We start from the raw sequence: 20,427 nt of genomic DNA on the forward strand, positions 1-20,427 counted from the left end.
GCTAGGCAGTGAGGGCGTGGCGGAGTTCGGAGGCAATGGCGACCATCTCGCCGGCGGCGATGCGGCTTTTGAGCGTGGCCAGGCGCTGCGGGGTCAGCACGTCGGAGAAGATGGCCGACGGGGTTTGCAGGCGGTAGAGGGCCGTGCCCTGCTGGTGAATCTTGCGGGCGGCCAGGAAGCCGAAGCTTTTGTAGCTCATGCCGGGGCTGAGCTGGATGCCCTTGTCCTGCGCCCACTGGGCCAGGATGACGCGCAGCGGCTCGGCGCCGGCCGCGGCACCGGTGCCGGTGGGCCGGCGGCCGGTGATGAGGGCCTGCGCGTGGGCCGGGCCCAGCACCTGCAGGAAGTCGTCGCCGTGTTCCTCCCGGATCTGCTGGGCCGTGCGGCCCGAGGCCTCGGCCGGGCGGTTGTAGGGCGGCTGCGGGTGGCGGCGTAGCTGCTCGATGCAGGCGGCCACCAGCTCCGGCGCCGACTGGGCGAAGGCAAGTTTAGCGGAGGCGAGCATCTACGGGCGGCACTGGGCCAGGTGGGTGAGGGTGAAATTGACGAAGTAGCCCGTGCCGATGCCCGCGCCCTGGCGCAGCACCGGCACCCGCTCCATGGTGTCGCCCACCAGCTCCACGTCGTCCTGCTCGGCGAAGGCCGCGTGAAACCGCTGGGTGAGCACGTCCATCTCGTTCTGGATGGCAATGCTCTGCTCGCTGCCGTTTTCGTGCTCGTCCTTGCCGTAGAAGCACATGGCCACCTGCGTGGTGATGGCCCCGCCCTTGAGCTGCGAGGGCATCAGGAACAGGTGGGCCTGGGGGAAGGGCTCGTTGTAGTTGATGTTCATGGCCGAGCGCTTGCCGTGCCAGAAGGAGGCGCAGCCGGCGGCCGTGGCCAGCTCCTCGAGTAAATCGGTGAGGGGTTGGTGGTTCATCGTTGGAAGGCAGATAAAGTGGTTTCGGTGGAAATCCAGATGGGCAGCATGCTGGTGATGCGGCACTCGGGCCAGATGCGCTGCCATTGCTCCAGGGAGTAGCTCTGGTTTCGCTGCACGTCGTAGACTTCGCGCTGATTGTAGAGCAGGGCCCACCAGCAGCCCTTCCACCCCCACTGCTCGGGCACCTTGATCCGCAGCACGCACGGCCAAGCAGTGGCCGGGTCGAACTTGACGAAGCGGGGCAGCACGTTGTAGCCCAGTGCGTGGGCCACTTCCCGGAAGGAGGCGCCGCGCCACCGCTTCGCGTCGAGCAGCTGCGCGGGTACCCGCTCCCGAATTTCCCCTTTCGACAGCCCGGTGATGGTAGCCATCATGGCTTCGAAGTAGTCCCCCTCGGTTTCACTCGGGACCAACTCGATTTCGTAGGCGGTGTGAGTCATGGCGGGGACCGCTGCTGGGCGCGGTATTGTGCGACGGTGAGGTAAGGCTTGCTCGTGGTGTGCCAGGCGTCGCAGCCGCGGCAGTAGTACACCCGCTGCTCCTGGCGGTGCTCCCGGGAGGAGCGGCGGGCCGCGTCGACCACACCCTGCGCTTTTAGCTCCCCGAGCTTCTTCTTGCCGCAGGGGCGCGGCGGGTCTGTGCGGCGGCGGCTCATGGCGTCTCGGGTGCGCCGACGTGACGAAATGGGGACGTGCCCCAAATGGACACCGGCGGGTGCGTGGTACCAAAGCATTGGAAGTACACGCGGCCAGTGCGGGCTACCTCTGCCAGCTCTTCCGGGGAAAGCTCCCAGCACGACACCACGCATTGATCATTCACCCCGTCCGGAAACTGGCGGTAGATCGGCAGGTCACGCACCCAGGACTCGGTGCCAGGCGCTGCTTTGAGGAGGGTGTTCTGCTCGGCGAATTCGATGGGTGTTGCCATGGTCTTACTTGTGTTTGTCTCGGTGAATAGCCGCTAAGCGGCGTTGGTAGGCGGATTTGGCTTGCTCCAGCCTCAGCTGGGCGTAGACGGTGTCGGCGTCGTACTCCTCGAGGAGCTGCTTGCGCGTGACCCGAAGCGAGGCAGCCAACGAATCTCTTCAAAGCTACCCGCGTGCGTGCCCGGGCGCGGAATCCGGCCACCCCTTTTGTTGCACGCGCCCTGCGCAGGGATGGAAGGGCATAAAAAAGCCCGCCCCTGTGGAGGGCGGGCTTGTACAACTGGGCTGAACCATGTTTACTTCTTGGCAGCAGGCACCGTGAAGATATTGTCACTGGCAATTCTTACCAGCGTAAGCTTATCGCCTGTGTTGTTGATGATCGGCGCTTTGCGGTCCCAGTAATGCCGGTGTCCCTTGACATTGGCTGTAGTGCCTACGGTAAGGTCCACAGGGTTGCCTTTGCGCGGACCTGGGCCTATCTCAAGGACGATTCGTGCATCCTTTGCCACTAGGTGGGTGGGGAAGCGGTATACGTGCCGCCCTTTGTTGGACTGGTGCTCTTCATCCGTAAAGGTGGCATCGTAAATGAGGTAATCATTGAGATTCAACGCCTCCTTTGCGTGCAAGAAGATGCGCTCAGGTTGGGTCGTGTTTTCAACGTTGGTGATGACGAGGGGCAGGCTCATAAATAGCAATTGAAGGGTTCGGACTACCCACGTGGGTTAACTTGCTCGGCAGCGAAGCCGGAGAACTCAGCGGCTACCACCATCTCCAAGCGCGCCCCAGCCTGCCGTACTGCCTCCTTCAGGTCTATTATGGCTTGTGCCTGGGTGGTGAGGCCAAGCAAACAAGTATTGGGTAGAGGGTGATGCTTATCGGGAGTAGATGGCATATGCCAAGTATCGACATAGCCCTTGCTCTTCATGAGGGCTTTTACTTCGCTGTGACGCCCAGGGGGGACAGACAGGTCATAGGTTAATAGAATCTTTGGCATTAGGTTGTGGAACGCCGGGGAAGTTGACCGGCAGCGGCGGACCTTCTCACACGTCGTGCCATTGCCGAGTTCTATCCATTCGCGCCATGATTATACATTATACGTGCGCCTAGTTGCCGCTTTTGTCAGGGTAGGTGACGTTTTCGATCTATAAGTGGTTTGGTATGTGTCGCTTCGTCATGAAATAATGGTCAGATAAGGAATGTTTTATTTCAGGCGCCTTGTGCTTTCATAGCAATACAAGGACTTATGGGGCAGGGGTCTCACGAGGATGAGTCCCACTACTCTTTGATTTTGCTTCTAATACTCGTAGCCTTTCTTCGGTACTATTGCTGGTAGTGTTGGCTTGCCAAGCAATCACAGCAGCAATAATGGCAACCAGTAAACTGCCTGCTGCAATCCAGCCACTTATTCGGGCCCACTTAGCGCTGCTTACAGCTGCATTTGTACTCACTCGATTAAGAGAAAGCTGCTCCTGTTCGCGCAGCCACTGCTCTTGCTGTGCGAGCCGTTGCTGTTCTAATGCAATTTGTTCTTTCAGCTTAACTCCTTTATAGCCGCCTTCACTGCGTGCAATTCTAAAGCCAGTGTGAGTTAGTATTGATACTTTCCCATGACGCGTATCTTGTTTGGTAATCAAACCTTCAACCACCATTTGTTGTCTAATAATTTTGGCTTCGTCAGCACTAAAACCAAAATTAGGGTCATTGAAACCATGGTAGTGGTTGCCATCTTGAGTAAGCATGAAATCCAAGATGGCGTGGATGTAATTAATTTCTTGCTGCCTTGTCATGAAGCTTTAAGAGAAAAACAAGTTGTGCACTTATTAATTACTTAGGTCAATTGGCTAATAATTGGAATGTAAATTCAGTATGTGGATTATTTAAAAAAATGCTTCTCCATTGAAGGTGTTATATTGGGAATGAGTGAATAACGCTAGTCTGTTAGCCGGAGCAAAATCGCTCACTTGATAGGCGGAGCCCTCTAAGAAGTTGGTCTGATTCTAACGCCTGCAAGTTTATCGCGGACCTGTTCATAAATTTCAATACCGGTTCGCTCATTCACTTCTAGGGTAACTGCTATGCCGTATTTAGTAAGGTCGGCCTTGGCAAGTCCGGGAGCATCCCTTCTGCAGTCAACCTTGACAACTAAGTTGCCATCTTGGACATAAACCTCGGCTTGGTCACCAACTAATAAATCATGTTGAACTGTTCCACGCCGTGTGGTTTTCCAGTCTACCCCTTTTCTCTCAAAGCTTAGTATTTCACCATTACCGGCATAATTTCTACCTGTGATATTGACGATATACATGCGTGCCTGACGGTACTTGCGCGACAGCCAATTGGTGGGACTTAACCATGCAAGGGTGATGGTGAGACGCTTCTCGATACTTAATCCTTCTAAAGCTTCAGGAAGTGGGAATAAGAACTCGTGGGCCTTTTCATCCATTAAGTCACCCCACCCAAGGAGTGTAACACGGCTAGCTGTGCAACTAAGGACACGTTGAGGATCTACTAAGCCATAGCCTAGATAAGGTGTGATATGTTTCTTTACAAATTTTGGCGGCACCCCAGGTTTCGCTTCGATAATATCATAAAGCCGGCGACTACTATTACCCCAGCCAGCACCATGAACTAAAAGGGCCTTTATTAGGACGGTATAGTAGCTATCTGGTATCTGCTCAGCCGAAGGGTTGGCAGAGTTGAGCGCATCTAGCATTTCGTGAATCTGGCATGCTAAGCGTGTCGCTAGGGCCGCGGCTCCACTTGTTCCGGTTAAATAGCCCGTATCACGTAGCGAACCGGTTGTACTTGGTACAGCTACTCTTGTGCCAGGAGGGTGTTTACTAAACTTAAAATTCTCTATTCTTAAAATTGTTGTTGTATCTGGATTAGGGTTAAAAGCATACTTTCGGAAGCATTTACGGCCGCCGGGCATTAAGATTTCTGGCTTAATAGAGCCTCTATAACCAAACCCAATTCTGCTAATAGGACTTAGAAGCTGCTTGTCTTGGATAAGAGTAAGCCGACCTGCTGCATTTATCCAAGTATCTGGTCCAGCATCTGATTGAGCCGACCCAACAGTAATTGCATTAATTGATTCTGAAGGTGTAAGTATTTTGCGGTTAATATTATCAGAAACCATGTGTTTCAAAAGATGCTGCTCGACTTCTTCTGGAGTTGAAGAAATAAATGATGCTTCAGAAACAGATAATTCAATATTTGAAGAAATATTTCCTGCGCTAATGATAAAAAGAACGTTGTATTTGCATGAAAGCCAATCTATCAAACGTGCCCACGCGCTCATGCTATGATGAAATGGCCTAGATGGGTCTCCTACGGACAAGTTAATAATTTTGACACCCGGTGCTACTGGGGCCTCGCCTGCATCTCCATCAAAAAGGCGCCTCACAGCCCTGTGGATTATATCGACAGGAAGCTTGAATCGCGGGAACTCTTCAATAGCACTTCCATCTAACGCCTGGCCTGGTACAAGTATGGGTCGGACGTAGAGTTTGTGTTTTAATGGTTGGGCACTTGTATCGCTTAAATCACCACGGGTAATGAGCGTGGCCATCGCTGTACCGTGAACTCTGTCTGCTGCTGGGTATTGGGATTCATCAACGCCTTCGCTATCGATGGTTAGGCGATTAGCCAATGCTGCATGGTTTTGCAATGGAAGACCATCAAGCAAAGCCGCGATGGGTTCACCCTCAGGAGTGCTTAAGAACTCCTCGTTTATCTCATTAAGTGATTGGTCACCTAAATCCTCGTCAAGGTGGCCTGTCCAGCTATATTGGCCTAGTGGGCGAAAGAATATTACTTGGGGTGCCTTAAGTAGTTCTACATCAGTGTTGTTGCTTAAGTTATGTAGTAGATTTAGCGGAATACGTGCGGCTAACGCATGGTAGCGTATTTCCGGAATAAATGTGCGTGATCCAGCAATAACCTCTCCGCCATATTCCTCTACTAAATTTTTAAAGCGTTCATATACTTCTTGGTTACCTGCCCAGTCAGTTTCCTCTGAGTTCGGCCGTAACACAATTGAGCCATTACGGCGTGTTATTGAGCCAGGGCGAATCTTTCTATTTACTATTAATAGTTCTATTTCGGTCAATATAGGTGAATCATCGATTTGCGCCATCTCTGCTACATATTCCCTAAACCCAGTATCACGCAAACGGTCTTCTACGCTATATAGGCGCACATCTTTCAAAAGCCTGAATAGGTTCTTAAATAGATTCGTGCGATCGGCAAACTCCCTTTTATTAACATAGGAATCCCACAGTGAGAGGATTTTATTTAGACTTTGCTCATTCTGGAGCGTTAAGAACACCCTACTAGTTTGTGGATACTCTGGATCTAATCCCCCTTTATCATCTTCAATATCAGGGTCGCTTTCAACTGCAATAGGTGTAAAGTCGAATTCGTGACCCAAAAATTGCAACTCGTCCGTTTCTAGAACTGCCTTGTAAAAATCATCGACTGTGCCAAACACTTCCAGGACCAGCACCATCTCTGATATGCTGTTGGAAATAGTGTCAGAAAGATGGAAGTCATGGAAGTCCTTCCTTAGGTCCTGCCACTTCTGCCTAAATTCCTTTTCTTGCTTTCGTATATTGACTTTAGGCGCATCAAAAGTTGGTCTACTGCCTTTGGTATACGATGCATTTACTCCCTTAGGGAAAATCAGAATTGGTCTCCTAGGCATTGTTAAATCCCTTTTTATCTTCTACTTCCTCAAGAGAAAAATTTACTATCTCTCGCAAATTTGGCGCGGGCATTGATAATACGAATCGACGCCTAATGGATAAACCAAACTCTTCTATCTCAGCGAAACTGAGTCCATGGAGTTTATTAACAATACTAGCCTTCGCCGCTGGAAGTTTATGGCCAAAGTTGGATTCAAAACGATCAAGCCAATTCTTAATTAAGTCCTTGTTTGGCTTGTCAATATTTAGTTTTATTTGAAAACGACGCCAAACAGCCTTGTCAAGTAGTTCAGAGTGGTTTGTGGCTGCTACTACTATAACATAGCTTGGAAGCTTATCAATCTGCAAAAGTAACGAGCTTACTACGCGCTTTATTTCGCCGGTCTCATGCTCGTCTCCGCGCTCTTTTCCAATTGCATCAAATTCATCAAAAAATAAAACACATTGTTGTGTTTTAATGAAGTTGAACATCTTCTCTAAGCGACTTGCCGTTTCGCCCAAATAACTCCCTATGATGCCATCGTAGCGAATGACGAACATGGGCAACATGAGTTCAGTAGCAATGACTTCGGCAATAGACGTTTTGCCATTTCCGGGTTCGCCAACAAGCAGAACCCTATTTCGGGGCTCTAGACTATAAGAACGCAGCACATCAGCACGGGCAAATTCTAAGACGAATTCGCGGATAGCATTAACGACTAAGCTATTAAGTACTAAGTTGCCGAGAGGCTTATTGGGGCTGATAGAATATAGAAAGCTATCAATTTTATCATAAAGAACAGGCGTTACTGAGCGACTCGGGGATGGAGCCAGTGAAGCAGGAAAGGTATTCAGGGCCTCTTCTAACTGATTCGCAATAACGTTATGTTGCTTTACTCTTTCTTCGGCGATTACAGCTTGTACAACCTTTTTTATAAGATTGGAATCGCCGGACAGGCTGGCTCTTACAAGCTTCAACAATAAGTCAGCGCGTGCCATCTTGAATAGGAAGAGATTACTAGCCTGGAACCACAGGCTGCTACTTTGCCAATTTCTTTAGCAACGCATTTTTCCACAAATCCTTGTGCGTGAGGCTGTCAAGCTTAGCATAAGGGCCATATGAGATGCGCCTTATTAGGCTAACCCAAATAGTAAAAGCAAAGTTACTCAATTTGTACGGTTGAGTAGAAGAGAATGAAGGCGTAAACCAAGGCTTGTCGGAACCGAGGCATTAGATCAGGTGTAGGGTCATAGCTGTCGTTACTTTTCTGCTCCTTCGGCTTGTTCCATTGCTTGAACAAAGTCACGAATAGCCTCTTCTATGGCAGCAACAGCCTTTTGGTAATCGCTGCGGGCGGTATAAATCTTCGTTTGATCTTTCTTGCTCTTGCTGGCCCGTTCGGAGTGTACCGCGTTGGATGCTTCTCGTGACAGGATGCCCTGCAAAGTCGTAACTGCTAAACGGCGCTTAAGCAAAAATGCCTCTTCATTCGGCTGAATATCAATGTTGTTGATGTCTTTAATCACCACGGAGAGGACGGTGCGTAACCCCATAGCGGTGAGGTTATCATTTAGGTCACGGCTGAGCACCAGTTTGAGATAGGGCAGCGTTTCTTGGCGGGTCATGGGGTGAGAGAAGTTGATGTTCGGGCGTAGCGCTGTGGGAGCCCCAGATATTACGACATACTTATTCGCAGGCGAGGTGGCTAGGGTAGGGGGCTTAGCCCTGCCCTGGCAGCTTCATGCCCAGCCGCCGCGCCTCGTCAAAGGCAAGCAGTCGAATCAAGCTTGACACGGTAACCCCCCGGGCCTTGGCAACAGCCTCTACTAAGTCTTTTTCCTCCTGCTCTAAGGCTATGTTGAGTTGAGGCTTGCGTGCGGGCTTATCTGCTTTCATGAGGCAAATATAGCAACAAGAATAAAACTAGAAATAAGCAAGTAAAATAAAAGCTCATTGCTTGTTTTCTAGAAATATGCTTGTATATTTGTAGTGTTCTGAAAGAGAAAGAGGCTGCCTGCGGTAACAGACAGCCTCCCGATTCGGAACCAGGGCGGTAACCCTGATTCGTCAACCTAACTAACTCCAAAGGTAATGCAAAACGCATCTACCGGGCAATCGGCAGCGGTAACTGCCCAAGCCCTCCCTGGCAACGGCGCCTACAACGCCGCCCGCTTCACCGCCGCTCGCAAGGCCCTGGCCGCTGCCCTGGCCGCCCCGGTCTTCACCGACGAAGAGCGCGCCCGCGCCGCTGCCAACGCCCTGGCCTGCGACAGCCTGTTTCGCCTCGCCTTGTGGCTGCGCAACGTCACCCGCGTCGCGGCCGAGCGCGCCGTGGCTGCGGCCCAGCAGCGCACCGTCGCGGTGGCCCGGCCGATTCCGGCCGCCGAGTACACGGCCGCCTGTCTGCGGCAGTGCCGCTTGTTTCTGATGCAGGCCATGAGCAACAGCGTGTTTTCTATGGCCGAGCGGGTGCGGGCCAACGACAACGCCTACCAAACCGACGACCAACGCCGACTGGCGCTCTGGCTCCAGAACGTGCGGCGCGTAGCCGACGAGCGCGAGGCCGCCCTGTGGGCCGCCCACGAAGCCGGGGCCTCGGCCTTCCTGTCCTTTCTGCAGCACTAGGGCCGCATGGCACCGCACACGCTTTCCCCGGCTCCGGCCTTTCGGCCGGAGCCGGGCTTGCCCTGGCTGGCTGGCCGGGTGCTGGACGAGGCCGCCGCCTCGGGCCGGCTCGACACCTTGCGCCAATTCGCCTTCCTGGGCGCGGGCATGGCCCCGGCCTTCCCCCAAGGCTGCATTGTGGCGATGGAGCCCGTCCCCACGCCCCAAGACGTCACGCTCGGCCACGTCTACGCCGTGACCGTGACCGAATGCCCCCGCTACGTGGGCCGCTTGGTGGAGGTGCTGACCGCGCCCTACGCCCTGCGTCTGAGCTACGACAACCCCGACGAAGCCATGTCGTCCCCGGTGGTTATCGACTGGCACGACCCGGCCGTGCAGCTCTGGCGCGTGAGCCACTACGTCACCTTGCCCGTGCACTGAGATGGACCCGTTTTTCCTGGAAGAAGCCCGCCGCCTGGAGCAGGTGGCGGGCCTGGCCGAGGCCGAGATGGACCAGCTGCGGCGCATGCTGGCCGAGGGCGTCTACGAGCTGACGCTGCGCACCCGCACCCAGGCCCTGACGCTGCCCGTGGGGCGGGAGCTGGCCAACGGGCTGCTGTCGGACCTAGCCGAGGATGCCGAAACCCGGCGCGACCAGCTGCTCAAGGAAGCCGCTGCCGCCCGCAACGATGCCGCCCACTCCCTGCCCATTGTGCCATGAGCAGGGGGCTAATACAACTGAATAAACCAAGATGAGTAAATCACTAGCTCCACGCGCTGTTAGGCTTGCTGGCCGGCCAACAACCGCGGAAGACCTTGAAAAGGCCCTAGCGCATCTGCCAAAAATTAAGGCTTCGGCGGAAAAGCTGTATTCAATTGCGAACGAGGGAGGTAGCCTGCCTTTTGATTCCATAGCCGAAATTGTTGACGTTGCGACCAGATTTTGGTGTCAGGTCGCAGACACTGAGAAAGGGTGCTGGGAGTGGCTCGGCGTGCGCAATCCGAACGGCTATGGCTCCTTCTCGTTCAGGAAGTCACCATTTATAGCCCATCGGATGGCGTACCTGTTGGAGCACGGGAAACTACCCGAAAAGCTATTTGTCTGTCACCAATGCGACAATCCAGGCTGCGTCAACCCAGCACATTTGTTTATAGGCACAGCTTCTGACAACGTGCAAGATATGCTGGCAAAGGGGCGGCACCATCAGCAGAAAAAAGACCAATGCAAGCATGGACATGCTTTCACGAAGGGTAATACGCTACAGCGGTTTTCCGCTACAGGCGCCCCACGCAGGGAATGCAAAGCATGCCAGATGACTAGAAACCGGCGAAGGCAAACGGATGCATGCTGCTTAAGAGGGCACATGCTGAACGAGGAGAATAGCTATTTCGACAAACTGGAGCGGCGTAGATGCCGGCAATGTGCAGAAGACCGCGAAGCAGAAAGAAACAGAAAGACGGCCGAGAAACAACGCGATCAAGAAGCCAAGCGGCAGCAGCGCGAACAAGCCCGACGTCAAGCCGCAGAGCTTCGCGAAAAGCGGTGCCTTCAAGGGCACGAAATGACACCCGAAAACAGAGGGCAGAGCAAGCGAGGTGTCTATTGTCTCGCCTGTGCTCGAATCAAAAGGGACATAAAGCGAGCGGCGCTCAAGGCTGGCGTGGTGCCCGCGATGAAAAAATATTGCCGTAAGGGGCACCCACTGACCCCTGAGAATGCCGTTATCACACCTACAGGTCCCGTTTGCAAAGAATGCAAGCAGGCATTTGAGCAGCGCAGGAAAGCCTGTCCTCCTGCCTTGACCAAGTCACATTGCCTTCACGGGCACGCTCTGAGCACAGACAACGTGTTCTTGGACCATGGCGCGTGGGGGTGCAAGGCATGTAAGCGCGCAGCGCAGGCCAGAAGCAGAGCCAAGAGAAAGGCAGCGCAGTTGAGTTAATTAAAAGCCCTGGCTGAATGGCTGGGGCTTTTTGCTTTCACAACTTTTGTTGAACAGTCAGCCTATCTTGGCGACTATGATGAGTCTTCGCTGTTTGCCAATCCTCTCTCTGCTTGCCTGCTCTCCTGACAGTCACTTACTCAGCACTGAGCAACAGGCCGTGGTAGCCTTTGTGAAAGCCCGTGCTATTTCTCCTCAAGCGTACCAGCCGATGCGGTGGGGAAAACCAGAAGCATACACGCGGCGCGACTCAGCGTTGGATGATGCGTCAAGCGCGCTTATTGCAGCGGGCCGTAGCGGACTAAAAACTGATTACAAAGCAAGGGCGGATAGAGGGATGCGAGTAACTGACACCACCCGCATTGGAACCCGTCTGTTCCACGCTTACCAGCTACAAGGAAAGGCGGGCGCTGTACTGGACAGCGCCCGCTTCGTGGTGTACCGCAGTGGCCAAGTCGTGCGGCTTTAATCGCCGCCTAACTGCGCTGTGAAGGCGTCCCGTGACAGACCGTCTTTGATGTCGGTGACACGCGTAACAATCTTGACCCCCTTCAGGGCTTCTGCTACTTCTTGTCCGACCTCACGGGCTGAAGCGGGGGGCGCTGCCAACATGCTGCCCGTGCCCGGTAGGTAGCCCGCCCGTAGGTAGTCGCGCACGATGCTGGGCGGGGCCAGCAGGCGCCCCAAGTCCATACGCGTAGGCCAGGCCCCACCACCAGGCAAGCCCGCCAGCAGGTTTTTACCCCCCGCTGCCAGGTTCAGGGCGTTGGCCGCTTCCCGAAGCCCCGGCGTCAGGAACACGTTTTTGGTCAGCACCATTTCGTACTGCTCCGCCTCGCCCCAGTGCTGGCCACCGGGGGCAAACAGCTGCGTGCCGCCCTGGCTATGGGGCGCGCCGCCCAGCACCGTGCCGCCGGCAAACTTGCTGTCGGACGGGGCGGCGAAGCTGCTGCGGATGGCCCCTTTGAAGACCCCAAACGCCGCGGCGATGGCCGCATTCAAGAGGGCGGCCTTGAGCACGCCCGCCGCGCCGGCCGTGGCCACGCTCTCGGGCGAGGCCATGGAGGCGGCCGTGGAGTTGAAAATGGCCGCCGCCAAGGTGGCCTGTACCTGCCGTTGCAGCACGTCCACCACCAAGAGGATAAAGCCCGCCGCAAAGCTTTCCAACTCGCGCCCCTGCTGCTGCATGCTGTCGGCAAACACGTCCCCGACCTGCTGGCCGAAGTCGGCAGCTGCGTCGAGGCGGTCCTTGAGCGCGTCGCGGGTCTGCTCCGTCAGGCGGCTTTCCTCGCGGAGCTGCGCATCTACCTTCTGCCGGGTCAGCTCCACGGTGTCGCGCTGATAGTCCTGGTTGACGACAATGCGCGCTTGTAGGGCGGACTGCTCGAAGGCGGCAAGCGTGCGCTGGTACTGCTCCTCGGAGAGGGCGCCGGTGGCGTGGTCGCGCTCGAGGGCCTGGCGCTTCTCGGCCAAGAAGTTCTCCAGCCGACGCAGGCTGTCGGCGTATTCCAGGTCGGCCAGCTCCTTGGCGGCCGTGGCCCGCAGCAGCGCCTCCTGCGCGGCCTGCTTCTCGGCGCTCTCGCGCCGGTCGATGGCGGCCAGCTCTTGCCCGAGTTGGGTGGCGATGGCCTGCTGGCGCAGGCGGGTTTCCTCGTCGGTGTGCTCCTGCACCTGGGCCAACAGGGTTTCGTTGCCCTTGGCCGTGAGGTCGAACACGTCCAGGATGCGCTGGCGGGTGAACTGCCGCTCCAGCTGCGCCAATTGGGCGTTGCCGTTGGCCATGAGTTCGGCCCGGGCAGCCGTGAGGGCCTGCTGCTGTTTCTTAGCGGCCCCAACCTGTGCGGCGCTGTTCTCGGCCAGTTGGATGTTGGTGGCGTTGCGCACCTGTTCGCGCAGCAGCCGCTGCTCGTCCTCGCTGCCTTTCTCCACGACTTCCAGCAGGCGGGCAATCTGCTGCTGACGGTTGTCGAGCAGCTGCTTGCGGGTAGCGTACTCGTCCTTCAGGCGCTGCTCGGCCAGCTTGCGGGCTTTTTCCGCATCCGACTTGGTAGCGTCTAGTTCTTTCTTGCGGGCGGCGGCCAACTTATCGCGGGTCTGAAGGTCGAAGTCAAGCAGGTTGTTTTGCAGCTCCTGTGTCTTGAGCTGGTATTCCTGCAGAGTCTTTGTTTCCTCATCCGTAAACGCCTGTCCGTCTTCTTTCCGGCGCCGTCGAAGCTCGGTTAGCCGGGCTACGTATTCCTTCGCTTCCTCCAACTGCTTTGCCAGCCCTTTGCGCTCCAGGGCCCGGCTCTTTTCCAGGGCTTCGCCGGCCAGCTCTGCGGCGCGGGCCTCTTCCTTGTACTTGCCTGCGATGAGGTCAGCGGCCTCCAGCTGCTTCTTCTGGTTTTCCACCCGCCGCTCCTGCGCCTTGATGGCCTTCTCGGTGGCCGTGTCCAGCAGCCCCACCGCTTCCCCCGCCTCGCGAGCAGCGGAGAGGGCTTTGCCGGCTACCGTATCGAACAATCTCCCCAGCGGGTCGAGCACCTTGCGCACCGTTTCGGACTTCTCGTAGAGCTTTTGCAATCCTGTCACCACCAGCCCGATGGGCGTGCCGAAGCGCAGCACCTTTTCCATGAGGTCGGCCACCTCGCGCTTGGTTTTCTCGCTGGCCCCGCGCCAGGCGTAGTAAGCCCCGACCAACGCGCCGACAGCGACCACCACCAGGCCGATGGGGTTGAGCTTCATGGCCAGGTTCAGCGCCCGTTGGGCCAGCGTGGCCCCGCCGGTGGCGGCGGTCTGGGCCGTCGCCGCAGCGGCCCCGGCGGTCGTGGCGGCGGTGTGGGCAGCCGTGGCGGTGGCGCCCTCGGTGAAGAGCAGGTTTTTCGCCTTCAGCAGGATGATGTGGCCCGCGTCGCGGGCGGAGGCCAGCCCGATCTGCAGGTTGCGCGCCGCTTCGGCTTGGGCCAGGATGGTGGTGGCAACGGCTGTGGCGCGCTCGGCGTCCTCCTGGTCCACCATGGCCAGGGTGCTGAGCTGAATGGCCGCCGTGACCCCACCGAACGCATCCCCCAGGGTAGCTAGCTCTTCCTTTTTGGCGTTCTTCTCGATTCGGTCGCCGAACTCGTCCGTTACGCCACGGGCTTCCTGCAGCGCCCCCTTCACTTCCAGAATGGCTGCGTTCAGTTCGTTGACCGCCTCCTTGTCTTGGCTCAGGTCGCGGGCAGTCGTCAGGTCGGCCAGCTTGCGTTTCAGGTCGATTACACTGTTCCCATACTCGGTGTTGGCCAGGTGCGCCTGTGCCAGCGCCGATTCCAGTTCCTGAACGCGCTGGGTGGCTTCTGGCGACACGGGGCCGCCGGCCTTCGCGGACTCGGCTTGCGCTTTCCGGAGCTTTTCCAGTTCGATGGCAAGGCTTTCGAGGCTCTGCTGGGCGTCGGCCGAGAGCTTGGGGTAGTTGCCGATCTGGCGGAAGTAGGCCGACTGGGCCGCGTCGGTCTGGGTGAGCCGCTGGCGGTACCCGTCGATAACCTCGGAGAGGGCTTTGGTGGCCTCCGTGTTGTTGTCGGCTGAGCCTTCCAGCTGTTGAAATTGCCGCTGGGCCAGGCTGAGGGCGCTCTGCACTTCTTTGTAGCTGGTACCCGTGCCCGCCACGGCGGAATTATACAGCGCCAAGTCCTTCTGCAGGGCGGCGTATTCCCCCCGCTGTCGTTTCAGCTCGGCGGCTAGCTCCACGGAACGCTGGGAAAACTCTTCGTCGGTGAGCGTATGGGCCTTGCGGGCCCTGGTCAACTCCTGCTGGGCTAGCTTGTTCTTCTCGATGTCGAGCGTGAGCTGTTGCAGCTGCTTGTGGTACGCATCGGAATCGATCTGAATGCGCAGCAGGACGGTGGCGTCTTCAGCCATGGTTTCTTACTGGGATTTGGCTTCGTGGATGGCTTGCAATCTCTTTTGCACGCGCCGCCGGGCTTGCTCCAGGCGGATTTTGCGCAGGACTGTATCGGCGTCTAGGTCGAGGATGGCCTTGTATTGGGCCGGGTCGCCGCCGCTGAGCGTGTCCAGGGTCGCAAACACGCCAAACTGCGCAGCCAGGTCTTCCACACCGGCGTCGAGTTCGTCGTCGGTGTACTCGTCCACGTCATCCGGCTCGTCGGCAGCGTGGCGCTCGTGGAACGCTGCCAGGCTGCCAGTATAAAAACTAGGTCGGCGTACACGTCGGGCACCGGCGCGGCCAACACGGCGGCCTCCATCTCGGCCAGTCGGACCTCGTCGTAGCGGCCGAGCAGTTGTTGGTGGCGGTACAGGGCATAGAGGTAGGGGGCACAGGCCAGCAAGGGCTGGTCGGCGTGCTGCTCCAAGTACTGGGTCGCCAGCACCATCTGCCCATAGGTCGAATCTCCGACGTCGGGCAAGTCGGGTGCCGACGCTCGCTCGGACAGCGCCGCAGTGTCGGCTAAAAACTCCAGTCGGTGTGCGAGAATGGCGACATGGGTGTAGTGCAAGCGGTCGAGTTGCGCGGGGGTAAGGATTGTAAGGATGCACAGCGGATGCGCGTCGGGCTCGGTGAGCAAGCGCAGGTACTGGGCTAGTGTCACATCGGCCCAACTCGTTGGCACCTGGAGGTTGAAGCACTCGGCGCCGTCGGGGGTAGTCGTTATAAAGTTCTTCATGTGCTCAGATGAAAGTTTCGCGTGCCAAACCGGTCGCCCAGCTCCTCCAGCCCGGCATCGACCTCGGCGTCGTCGGGCCCGGGGTCTTCGTCGTCGGGGTCGGCCGCGTGGCGCGCGTGGAAAGCAGCCACACGGCCGAGGTAAAAAGCACCGACCCCAGCACCTCGCCCACCGGGGCGGCCCGGATGGCGGCGTCCATTGCGTCAATTTTGGCCTGGTCGTAGCGGCGGTAGACCTGCTGGCTGCGGTAGATGGCGTACAGGCGCGGGGCGTACCACACGTCGGGCTTCTCTGGGTGCTCGGCCAGGTACTGCTGCACCAGCAGCATCTGGCCGTAGCTGGCCTCGCCCGGGTCCACCAGGTCCGGCGCCGGCGGCGGGTTCGGCAACTCGGCCGCAAACGAGAGTAGGTTGAGCAGGTAGCCCGCATCCTGCCAGGCCAGCTGCTCCAGCACCGCGCGGCTGATGCCGGCCAGGCAGCAGATGGCGGGCTCATCCGAGCATTGCCAGTCGATGAACTCCTGAAGCGTTACATCGTGCCACGAAACAGGCACCTGCAGCGTGTGCTGGGTGGTGCCATCGGCGGTGGAGAGGGTCAGCGTGTGGCGCATTAGCGAACGAGTTGGGGTTGAGCCGAGCGGCGGCGGGGCAGCGCCAGGGCGGGCAGCGTGGCCAGGGCGGCGTAGCGCAGCGCGTCCATGCCGTGGTTGAACTTGTCGATGGGGATATTGGTGGGCTCCCCGGTGGCCTTATCCACCTTCCACTTGTAGGCGTCGAACTCCTTGCGCAGGTTCTTGCTGCTGCGCGTGACGTTGATGCGGTAGCGTTTCAGAGAGTCGATGCCGGCGCGCACCGAGTCTGGGCCTTTCTCCGCAGCCTCCACCGGCAACCCGAGGTCCTTCAGCTGCTTGATGCTCTTGGGCTCGGCCGAGTCGGCCACGGTGCGCTTGCGGCGGCTCTGCGGGTCGGCCTCCAGCAACTCCCGGTAGATGTCGGTATTCTGCAGGCCTGGGCCCCAGAGCACCTCGTTTACCCACAGCTCGCCGTCCTGGGTGTAGAGGTCCACCACGGCCGTCGGGTCGTTGGTAAAGCCGAAGTCAAGGCCGCGCGCCAGGAACTTGGCATCCGGGGGAATGGCCTCCACCACTTCGACCTTGCGGTAAATCAGCCCCTCGATCTTGCCTGTCTTGCCGCGGGCGTACACCCGAAACAACTCGATGTCCTCCAGCCGGATGTCCTCAATTTCCTGGTGGTCCTCGGGGCTCAGCCACAGATTATGCCGGTGGTCGGAGATGATCAGCCGCACATTTGGCCGGCCGATGACTTTCTCGTGCACCCAGAATTTGGCGGTGGGGTTGTAGTCGAGGAAGATTTTGAAGCGGGTGCGCCGGCGCAGCTGCCAGTAGATCTGGTAGCTGATGCCGTTGGCTTCGTTGACGAAGAGAATGTCCCGCTTGCCGTTTTTGGCACTCTGCTCGGTCTCGAAGGAAGCAAACTCAATCAGGCTGCCGTTGCGGAAATGGATGACGCGCTCGGTCAGATTCCATTTGCTGATGTAGTACTGCAGCTCGGGGGTGCGGGCATGGATGGTTTCGGCGTCCCGGTACGCGCCCTTCTTCAGGTTCGGGATGCTTTCGCCCACGACGGTAATCACCGCGCCCGGGCGGCTAATGGCATACCAATACAGCAGCTGCATGATCGTGTAGGTCTTGCCGCTGCTGGTGCCGCCCTGGTTCACCAACACTTTCTCAGGGGCGTTGAGGTTTTCGAGGTAAAGCGGGCCGGCGTCAAACATCGTCGTCCACGTCTTTTTCCGAGTTGCTGAGCGGCGGCGCGCCCGTGTACACGCGGATTTCCGGCATCACCAGCGGCGCCTGCTGCGCGTTGTCCTTCTCGTAGGCCCCGGCCATGCGGGCGAGCTTGTCGAGGGCACCATCCGGGTCGCGCAGCTCCACACCGATGCCGTGAGCCGTGGGCTTGATGGCCTTGGCCAGGTCCAGCACGCCAGCTTTTTGCGCCTTCACCAGGTCCAGCTCCAGCACCTCTTCCGTTTTGGGAGGGCCGTCGATGATGCGAAAGGCATTGGGGTTCCGCTCCAGCTGCATCTGGTGGCGCAGGATGTCGAGCCGGCGGCTACGCTTGTACTGCTCGTGGCGCACCAACTCGGCAGCCCGGTCGTCTTCGCTCGTTTTGAGCACGTCCCAGGACCGAACCATGAACTCGTACTCGTACTCAATCTCTTCCTTGATACGCTCAATGGCCTCAGTGAGAGGCTGTTTTACTTTCGCGCGGACCTCGACTTTCTTGCGGGTGTAAAAGTCATCAAGCGTGGCCCGGCTCACCCGATCCCAGCGGCGGGCAATCTCCTCAGGCGTCGGTGACGTGTCTTTGAGCCGTTCCCCAAGAGCCTTTCGGATGTTAGCATTTGTTAGCAACCGATGCCCCTCCACCCGGGCCCCAGACTTGGCGTAGCCGGCCTGAATGGCGGCCTGGGTGGCACTGATGTTGGGCTCCAGACACAACGCATCCACGAAGGCGCGCTGCTTCTCAGTCAGCTGGCTGTAGGCGGATTGGGGCTGGGTGGCGTTGAGCATAGCTCAAAGTTGCCGCCAGCCCACCCCGGAAAGGGCCGGGCGGCATGTACCGTTGTTGCGTGAACCCCTACCGTTCTTGCAAACGATAGAGGCCCGGCGTATCTGGGGTTTCGTCCACCAGGATCAGCTTGATGCGCTTGCGCACTTGGGTGCCGTCGTGCAGCACGTCGCGGCTGATGTGGTGGGCGCAGAAGAAGGTGGGGCGGGTGCTGGGGGTATGGGTGAGCGGCTTGCCGACGCGGGGGCGAATGTCCAGGTGCCAGATGCCGCCGCGGCGGGGCGGGGGAATCAGGTCGATGCGGTGGCCGGCTTTGATGCCGAGGCGGGTGCAGAGCTCCTTGCTGAGCAGCACGCGGCGGGTGTCCGACACCGAGAGGGTCGGCAGGTAAACGGCGTTGGGATTGCGGGGCATGTGGTGGAGAGAAGGCTGGGCGCCGTGGCGGGCGCGGTAACGGAAAAAACCTGGGCGCCGTGGCGGGCGCTCAGGTGAGGTCGGACTAGTTGGTGTCGGGGCGGAAGAAGGCCAGCGTAAGAGCCTGTTTGAGCTGGCCGGCCTTCTCAGTATCCAGCTCGAAGCAGTAGGTGGTACTACCGTCGTCGCGCTCAAGCCAGAAGCCGCGCAGGATTTCGACCTCACAGGCGGCGAGTAGTGACTCCCCCCAGGCGGACTGCTTGGCTACCGGGTTCAACGTCATTTCGACCTGGGTAAGACCCTCGGGCTGGCGCTGCTCATCGAGCGTGGTGGCAATGTGGATGTGATTCATGAGCGGATCAGGTGATGTCAGGGGCTGCCGTGGCGGGCATGTTGCGTTCGGGGATGCGGTACTTCTGGGCGAGCAGGCGCAGCTCGGCAATGGCTTCGGGTGGCCAGTTGTGGCAGGTGGCGCGCCCGTAGACCAACCGGGCCACCGCGAAGCACGGCGGGCCGGTTGGCTGGGGTTGCGGCTGCTTACTCATCGGAGGTAGATGGGGTCGCAGACGGGGCAGGCACCGACCTCGTCAAGCAGCTCGCCGCAGGTGCAGGTATCGGGGTCCGATAGCGTATCGTCGTCCTCGTGGTAGCAGAAGGAGCAGTAGCCAGCATCCTGCTCGGCTTGGGTATCCAGGTCGCCTCCGCAGCGCTGACAGTACCCGGTTTCGCTGAACGGGTCTTTCATGGTGCTGCAGTGGTCTGGGCTTGATTGAGGCCTGCCTGGCACTGGTCGCAGGGCCGCCAGTCGCCGGGGCCGACGAACTGCAGGCCGTTTTTGCAGTTGGGGTCGGCGCAGGTGGTGGCTGCGGTCTTCAAGTATGATTCCTTTACCGGGGGCTGCGACGGCCAGGGATAGAGCACTCGAACGTCCTCCAGCATCTGCTCCACATCGCTCAGGAATACCGCAAGCGAGTGGTGGCTGCCTTCTACCACGCCGAAGGGCTCCAGTGTCTTAAAACTTTCTTCCAACCGTCCCATCACCTCCCAGGGGTCCGGGGCAGCTTCCGCTGCTCCAGTGGGCTCTACAGCAGCCGAACGCAGGGCCGACAGGGCGTTGTGGGCTTCGGCGGCAACGGCTCCCGTTTGCTCCAAGACCTGCAACACCACGGCACGGGGCAGCGACAATCCCTCGATGGCGTAGGCGGGGGTATCCAAGGGCAGGCCGTAGTGGCGCGCAATGGCGCGGTTCAGCACGGTGGAGGCTGACCACTCGACACTCTCGGGGGATTGGGTGGCGCCAGGCGTAGTGGCGTACCGCTGGGCATCAATCACATCATCGCTGGGGCCGGCGATCGGTGCGGAAGCGCGTCGCAGGGTGGCCTCTGCTTCTCGCAGGCGGGAAACGATGCCTGGGAACACGTTGTGCAGGCGGCAGATGTAGTGCGTGTTGGCATCAATCCGCTCCAGCTCGTTGCCCTCCCGGTCCCAAGCGGTATTTGCTACAATCTCGGTATAGGTGCCGGTCTGCTCAGCATCGCGACCTTCATCCACATGCTGCGGGGTCACTGGCTCAAAGGTTGGCTCACTGGCCAGGATGCCGATGATATCGTTGTTATCATCCAGCTGCGGCTCCCAAAAGCCCTGCGCGGCCAGCCTACGCAGCTCTTCGATGGCTTTGATGGAGTCGGGGTGCATG

Annotated in this window: 25 protein-coding genes and 1 pseudogene; 5 read left to right on the top strand and 21 right to left on the bottom strand. The window is 58.2% G+C overall.

Annotation, left to right across the window (positions count from 1 at the left end; translation table 11 throughout):
- Position 1: 1 nt before the first annotated feature.
- The 11 genes from ACE191_RS02875 to ACE191_RS02925 all read right to left on the bottom strand — a co-directional run bounded on the left by ACE191_RS02875 (position 2) and on the right by ACE191_RS02925 (position 8,429).
- Complete coding sequence (locus ACE191_RS02875) at positions 2-505, bottom strand: hypothetical protein (protein ID WP_400190677.1); 504 nt, start codon at positions 503-505, stop codon at positions 2-4.
- The gene (locus tag ACE191_RS02880) at positions 506-919 is read right to left on the bottom strand and encodes a hypothetical protein (RefSeq protein ID WP_400190678.1); all 414 of its coding nucleotides are present in this window, start codon (positions 917-919) and stop codon (positions 506-508) included.
- Complete coding sequence (locus tag ACE191_RS02885; RefSeq protein ID WP_400190679.1) at positions 916-1,362, bottom strand: hypothetical protein; 447 nt, start codon at positions 1,360-1,362, stop codon at positions 916-918. Before ACE191_RS02885 ends, ACE191_RS02880 begins: the two co-directional genes overlap by 4 nt.
- Positions 1,359-1,577 (bottom strand): hypothetical protein, encoded by a 219-nt coding sequence (locus ACE191_RS02890; RefSeq protein ID WP_400190680.1) that lies wholly within the window; start codon positions 1,575-1,577, stop codon positions 1,359-1,361. Before ACE191_RS02890 ends, ACE191_RS02885 begins: the two co-directional genes overlap by 4 nt.
- On the bottom strand, positions 1,574-1,849 hold the full coding sequence (locus ACE191_RS02895) for a hypothetical protein (protein WP_400190681.1): 276 nt from the start codon (positions 1,847-1,849) through the stop codon (positions 1,574-1,576). Before ACE191_RS02895 ends, ACE191_RS02890 begins: the two co-directional genes overlap by 4 nt.
- A 294-nt stretch (positions 1,850-2,143) precedes the next feature.
- The gene (locus ACE191_RS02900) at positions 2,144-2,533 is read right to left on the bottom strand and encodes a hypothetical protein (protein ID WP_400190682.1); all 390 of its coding nucleotides are present in this window, start codon (positions 2,531-2,533) and stop codon (positions 2,144-2,146) included.
- A 555-nt stretch (positions 2,534-3,088) separates the two neighbouring features.
- Positions 3,089-3,586 carry a hypothetical protein gene (locus tag ACE191_RS02905; protein WP_400190683.1) on the bottom strand — a complete coding sequence of 166 codons (498 nt, stop codon included), beginning with the start codon at positions 3,584-3,586 and terminating at the stop codon, positions 3,089-3,091.
- A gap of 239 nt (positions 3,587-3,825) precedes the next feature.
- On the bottom strand, positions 3,826-6,552 hold the full coding sequence (locus ACE191_RS02910) for a S8 family peptidase (protein WP_400190684.1): 2,727 nt from the start codon (positions 6,550-6,552) through the stop codon (positions 3,826-3,828).
- A complete protein-coding gene (locus tag ACE191_RS02915) occupies positions 6,545-7,531 on the bottom strand; it encodes an AAA family ATPase (RefSeq protein ID WP_400190685.1) in 987 nt (328 codons plus the stop codon). The genes ACE191_RS02910 and ACE191_RS02915 overlap by 8 nt, the downstream gene beginning before the upstream one ends.
- A 261-nt stretch (positions 7,532-7,792) precedes the next feature.
- On the bottom strand, positions 7,793-8,158 hold the full coding sequence (locus ACE191_RS02920) for a hypothetical protein (protein WP_400190686.1): 366 nt from the start codon (positions 8,156-8,158) through the stop codon (positions 7,793-7,795).
- A 94-nt stretch (positions 8,159-8,252) separates the two neighbouring features.
- Positions 8,253-8,429, bottom strand: a complete 177-nt coding sequence (locus tag ACE191_RS02925; RefSeq protein WP_400190687.1) for a hypothetical protein — start codon at positions 8,427-8,429, stop codon at positions 8,253-8,255.
- 195 nt (positions 8,430-8,624) lie between these two features.
- Between ACE191_RS02925 and ACE191_RS02930 the strand changes: the two genes are divergently transcribed.
- The 5 genes and pseudogenes from ACE191_RS02930 to ACE191_RS02950 all read left to right on the top strand — a co-directional run bounded on the left by ACE191_RS02930 (position 8,625) and on the right by ACE191_RS02950 (position 10,703).
- Positions 8,625-9,158 carry a hypothetical protein gene (locus ACE191_RS02930; RefSeq protein WP_400190688.1) on the top strand — a complete coding sequence of 178 codons (534 nt, stop codon included), beginning with the start codon at positions 8,625-8,627 and terminating at the stop codon, positions 9,156-9,158.
- Positions 9,159-9,164: 6 nt separating this feature from the next.
- The gene (locus ACE191_RS02935) at positions 9,165-9,578 is read left to right on the top strand and encodes a hypothetical protein (protein ID WP_400190689.1); all 414 of its coding nucleotides are present in this window, start codon (positions 9,165-9,167) and stop codon (positions 9,576-9,578) included.
- Position 9,579: 1 nt separating this feature from the next.
- On the top strand, positions 9,580-9,858 hold the full coding sequence (locus ACE191_RS02940) for a hypothetical protein (RefSeq protein ID WP_400190690.1): 279 nt from the start codon (positions 9,580-9,582) through the stop codon (positions 9,856-9,858).
- A gap of 334 nt (positions 9,859-10,192) precedes the next feature.
- Positions 10,193-10,300 (top strand): annotated as a pseudogene (locus ACE191_RS02945) (HNH endonuclease); the annotation flags it as partial.
- Positions 10,301-10,559: 259 nt separating this feature from the next.
- The gene (locus tag ACE191_RS02950) at positions 10,560-10,703 is read left to right on the top strand and encodes a hypothetical protein (RefSeq protein ID WP_400192306.1); all 144 of its coding nucleotides are present in this window, start codon (positions 10,560-10,562) and stop codon (positions 10,701-10,703) included.
- An 842-nt stretch (positions 10,704-11,545) separates the two neighbouring features.
- Here ACE191_RS02950 and ACE191_RS02955 read toward each other — a convergent pair.
- The 10 genes from ACE191_RS02955 to ACE191_RS03000 form a co-directional block, all read right to left on the bottom strand.
- Positions 11,546-14,962: a hypothetical protein gene (locus tag ACE191_RS02955; RefSeq protein ID WP_400190691.1), complete on the bottom strand. Its 3,417-nt coding sequence runs from the start codon at positions 14,960-14,962 to the stop codon at positions 11,546-11,548.
- Positions 14,963-15,063: 101 nt separating this feature from the next.
- Positions 15,064-15,726 carry a hypothetical protein gene (locus tag ACE191_RS02960; protein WP_400190692.1) on the bottom strand — a complete coding sequence of 221 codons (663 nt, stop codon included), beginning with the start codon at positions 15,724-15,726 and terminating at the stop codon, positions 15,064-15,066.
- A 4-nt stretch (positions 15,727-15,730) separates the two neighbouring features.
- Positions 15,731-16,336, bottom strand: coding sequence for a hypothetical protein (locus ACE191_RS02965; protein ID WP_400190693.1), 606 nt, complete (start codon positions 16,334-16,336; stop codon positions 15,731-15,733).
- Positions 16,336-17,520 (bottom strand): PBSX family phage terminase large subunit, encoded by a 1,185-nt coding sequence (locus ACE191_RS02970; protein ID WP_400190694.1) that lies wholly within the window; start codon positions 17,518-17,520, stop codon positions 16,336-16,338. Before ACE191_RS02970 ends, ACE191_RS02965 begins: the two co-directional genes overlap by 1 nt.
- Positions 17,513-18,319 (bottom strand): terminase small subunit, encoded by an 807-nt coding sequence (locus ACE191_RS02975; RefSeq protein WP_400190695.1) that lies wholly within the window; start codon positions 18,317-18,319, stop codon positions 17,513-17,515. The genes ACE191_RS02970 and ACE191_RS02975 overlap by 8 nt, the downstream gene beginning before the upstream one ends.
- A gap of 67 nt (positions 18,320-18,386) precedes the next feature.
- Positions 18,387-18,731 carry a hypothetical protein gene (locus ACE191_RS02980; protein ID WP_400190696.1) on the bottom strand — a complete coding sequence of 115 codons (345 nt, stop codon included), beginning with the start codon at positions 18,729-18,731 and terminating at the stop codon, positions 18,387-18,389.
- An 85-nt stretch (positions 18,732-18,816) separates the two neighbouring features.
- Positions 18,817-19,083 (bottom strand): hypothetical protein, encoded by a 267-nt coding sequence (locus ACE191_RS02985; protein WP_400190697.1) that lies wholly within the window; start codon positions 19,081-19,083, stop codon positions 18,817-18,819.
- 7 nt (positions 19,084-19,090) lie between these two features.
- Positions 19,091-19,276, bottom strand: coding sequence for a hypothetical protein (locus ACE191_RS02990; protein ID WP_400190698.1), 186 nt, complete (start codon positions 19,274-19,276; stop codon positions 19,091-19,093).
- Complete coding sequence (locus tag ACE191_RS02995) at positions 19,273-19,476, bottom strand: hypothetical protein (RefSeq protein ID WP_400190699.1); 204 nt, start codon at positions 19,474-19,476, stop codon at positions 19,273-19,275. Before ACE191_RS02995 ends, ACE191_RS02990 begins: the two co-directional genes overlap by 4 nt.
- Positions 19,473-20,426, bottom strand: coding sequence for a hypothetical protein (locus tag ACE191_RS03000; RefSeq protein WP_400190700.1), 954 nt, complete (start codon positions 20,424-20,426; stop codon positions 19,473-19,475). The genes ACE191_RS02995 and ACE191_RS03000 overlap by 4 nt, the downstream gene beginning before the upstream one ends.
- Position 20,427: the final 1 nt, after the last annotated feature.

The organism is Hymenobacter sp. B81 (assembly GCF_044628455.1).
GTDB lineage: Bacteria > Bacteroidota > Bacteroidia > Cytophagales > Hymenobacteraceae > Solirubrum.

Excerpts from the sequence above, each read along its gene's own strand:
- ACE191_RS02875 (WP_400190677.1), bottom strand. The coding sequence starts at position 505 with ATGCTCGCCTCCGCTAAACTTGCCTTCGCCCAGTCGGCGCCGGAGCTG.
- ACE191_RS02880 (WP_400190678.1), bottom strand. The coding sequence starts at position 919 with ATGAACCACCAACCCCTCACCGATTTACTCGAGGAGCTGGCCACGGCC.
- ACE191_RS02885 (WP_400190679.1), bottom strand. The coding sequence starts at position 1,362 with ATGACTCACACCGCCTACGAAATCGAGTTGGTCCCGAGTGAAACCGAG.
- ACE191_RS02890 (WP_400190680.1), bottom strand. The coding sequence starts at position 1,577 with ATGAGCCGCCGCCGCACAGACCCGCCGCGCCCCTGCGGCAAGAAGAAG.
- ACE191_RS02895 (WP_400190681.1), bottom strand. The coding sequence starts at position 1,849 with ATGGCAACACCCATCGAATTCGCCGAGCAGAACACCCTCCTCAAAGCA.
- ACE191_RS02900 (WP_400190682.1), bottom strand. The coding sequence starts at position 2,533 with ATGAGCCTGCCCCTCGTCATCACCAACGTTGAAAACACGACCCAACCT.
- ACE191_RS02905 (WP_400190683.1), bottom strand. The coding sequence starts at position 3,586 with ATGCTTACTCAAGATGGCAACCACTACCATGGTTTCAATGACCCTAAT.
- ACE191_RS02910 (WP_400190684.1), bottom strand. The coding sequence starts at position 6,552 with ATGCCTAGGAGACCAATTCTGATTTTCCCTAAGGGAGTAAATGCATCG.
- ACE191_RS02915 (WP_400190685.1), bottom strand. The coding sequence starts at position 7,531 with ATGGCACGCGCTGACTTATTGTTGAAGCTTGTAAGAGCCAGCCTGTCC.
- ACE191_RS02920 (WP_400190686.1), bottom strand. The coding sequence starts at position 8,158 with ATGACCCGCCAAGAAACGCTGCCCTATCTCAAACTGGTGCTCAGCCGT.
- ACE191_RS02925 (WP_400190687.1), bottom strand. The coding sequence starts at position 8,429 with ATGAAAGCAGATAAGCCCGCACGCAAGCCTCAACTCAACATAGCCTTA.
- ACE191_RS02930 (WP_400190688.1), top strand. The coding sequence starts at position 8,625 with ATGCAAAACGCATCTACCGGGCAATCGGCAGCGGTAACTGCCCAAGCC.
- ACE191_RS02935 (WP_400190689.1), top strand. The coding sequence starts at position 9,165 with ATGGCACCGCACACGCTTTCCCCGGCTCCGGCCTTTCGGCCGGAGCCG.
- ACE191_RS02940 (WP_400190690.1), top strand. The coding sequence starts at position 9,580 with ATGGACCCGTTTTTCCTGGAAGAAGCCCGCCGCCTGGAGCAGGTGGCG.
- ACE191_RS02955 (WP_400190691.1), bottom strand. The coding sequence starts at position 14,962 with ATGGCTGAAGACGCCACCGTCCTGCTGCGCATTCAGATCGATTCCGAT.
- ACE191_RS02960 (WP_400190692.1), bottom strand. The coding sequence starts at position 15,726 with ATGAAGAACTTTATAACGACTACCCCCGACGGCGCCGAGTGCTTCAAC.
- ACE191_RS02965 (WP_400190693.1), bottom strand. The coding sequence starts at position 16,336 with ATGCGCCACACGCTGACCCTCTCCACCGCCGATGGCACCACCCAGCAC.
- ACE191_RS02970 (WP_400190694.1), bottom strand. The coding sequence starts at position 17,520 with ATGTTTGACGCCGGCCCGCTTTACCTCGAAAACCTCAACGCCCCTGAG.
- ACE191_RS02975 (WP_400190695.1), bottom strand. The coding sequence starts at position 18,319 with ATGCTCAACGCCACCCAGCCCCAATCCGCCTACAGCCAGCTGACTGAG.
- ACE191_RS02980 (WP_400190696.1), bottom strand. The coding sequence starts at position 18,731 with ATGCCCCGCAATCCCAACGCCGTTTACCTGCCGACCCTCTCGGTGTCG.
- ACE191_RS02985 (WP_400190697.1), bottom strand. The coding sequence starts at position 19,083 with ATGAATCACATCCACATTGCCACCACGCTCGATGAGCAGCGCCAGCCC.
- ACE191_RS02990 (WP_400190698.1), bottom strand. The coding sequence starts at position 19,276 with ATGAGTAAGCAGCCGCAACCCCAGCCAACCGGCCCGCCGTGCTTCGCG.
- ACE191_RS02995 (WP_400190699.1), bottom strand. The coding sequence starts at position 19,476 with ATGAAAGACCCGTTCAGCGAAACCGGGTACTGTCAGCGCTGCGGAGGC.
- ACE191_RS03000 (WP_400190700.1), bottom strand. The coding sequence starts at position 20,426 with ATGCACCCCGACTCCATCAAAGCCATCGAAGAGCTGCGTAGGCTGGCC.